A 1429-nucleotide genomic window follows, 5' to 3' on the forward strand; every position below is an offset into this window, starting at 1 on the left:
CCGTCTGCTGGGCCACCCACGTCAGACGCCGGGAACCCGACTACCCCCCGCCCCCGGATAGGTCCGCCCCTTCCACGCAGCCCCCCGACCACGCCAATGCGCCCGCGCCGAATCCACCGTCATCAACACATACAGAACAGCCACCACCGGCAGAAACACCGCATCACGAGCCGGCTGCAAATAGTAACGAACCATCGGAATGTACGTAGCAGTCATCACCACCCACCCACCCACACCCGCAACCGCAGCCACCACCGCAACCGAACCACCCCCGGCCAGCAACCCGACCACCCCCACCCCAGCCGCCACCGGCGGCACCACATACGTCAACACCAAACCCGCCACACTCCCCACCAACAACACCGGCGAATGCCGCAACTGGGTATACGCACACCGCGCAACCATCGACCACACATCCACCAACCGCGGACACGGCCGCACCCCCCGCACCCCATCAACAGCCGGATCCGCCAACCCCACCCAAATCCGCCCCCCACTCCGCTTCACCACCCGCGCCAACGAACAATCATCAATCACCGCCCGGGCAATCGAAGCCAACCCCCCCGCCCGCTCCAACGCCCCCCGCCGCAACAACACCGCATGACCCACCGCAGCCGCCGTCCGCGACCCCGACCGATTCGCCCACCGAAACGGATACAACTGGGCGAAAAAATACACATACGCCGGAATCAACAGCCGCTCCCACCCCGACCGCGCCCGCAAAAACGCCATCACCGACGTCAAATCCAACCCCCGGGCAGTCGCATGACCCACCAACCGAGCCACCGACTCCGGCCCATGCGCAATATCGGCATCAGTGAACAACAACCACTCCGCATCCGCCGCCGCCGCCCGCACCCCCTGCTCCATCGCCCACACCTTGCCCACCCAACCCGGCGGCCGCCCACCCCCCGCCACCACCGTCAACGGCACCCGCCCACCCGCCGACCCCGCCAACGCAGCCGCCAACTCCCCGGTCCCATCCACACTGGCATCATCAACCAGGACCACCTCCAACCGACCCGGATAGACCTGACCCAGCAGAGACGGCAACGTGGACGGGATGATATCCGCTTCATTCCGAGCAGGAACGATCACAGTCACAGCCGGCCAGCCACCATCCGGCTCGACCACACCATCCATCCCGACACTCAGAGGATCAAGCCGGGTATCGGTCCGCCAGAACATCCCGTGACCGCCCGCGAGCACCAGCCAGACCAGCAGGGAACACACCGCGCACACCGCCAACATCATCACGATGATCAGCGTCGCAAATCGGCGGCCCCCTCGCCGCAACCCCGCGTGTGGTGTGGGCAGTGCCTCCCCCACCGCCAACAGCACCACCAGAGGCCACAGTCAGGTCACCATAAGGTCACCTGTCACCACAGCGAAGGCCAAGAGCCGACAGCCGAGAGCCGAAGGCCGAGGC

Annotated in this window: 1 protein-coding gene; it reads right to left on the reverse strand. The window is 66.3% G+C overall.

What is annotated here, in order from left to right; translation table 11 throughout:
- Nucleotides 1–21: 21 nt before the first annotated feature.
- Nucleotides 22–1254, reverse strand: a complete 1233-nt coding sequence (locus tag U9980_RS22265) for a glycosyltransferase (RefSeq protein ID WP_416210355.1) — start codon at nt 1252–1254, stop codon at nt 22–24.
- Nucleotides 1255–1429 lie beyond the last annotated feature (175 nt).

This window comes from Protofrankia sp. Cr1, assembly GCF_963555865.1.
Taxonomy (GTDB): domain Bacteria; phylum Actinomycetota; class Actinomycetes; order Frankiales; family Frankiaceae; genus Protofrankia.

Coding starts and splice junctions, on each gene's coding strand:
- U9980_RS22265 (WP_416210355.1), bottom strand. CDS start 1,254: ATGATGTTGGCGGTGTGCGCGGTGTGTTCCCTGCTGGTCTGGCTGGTG.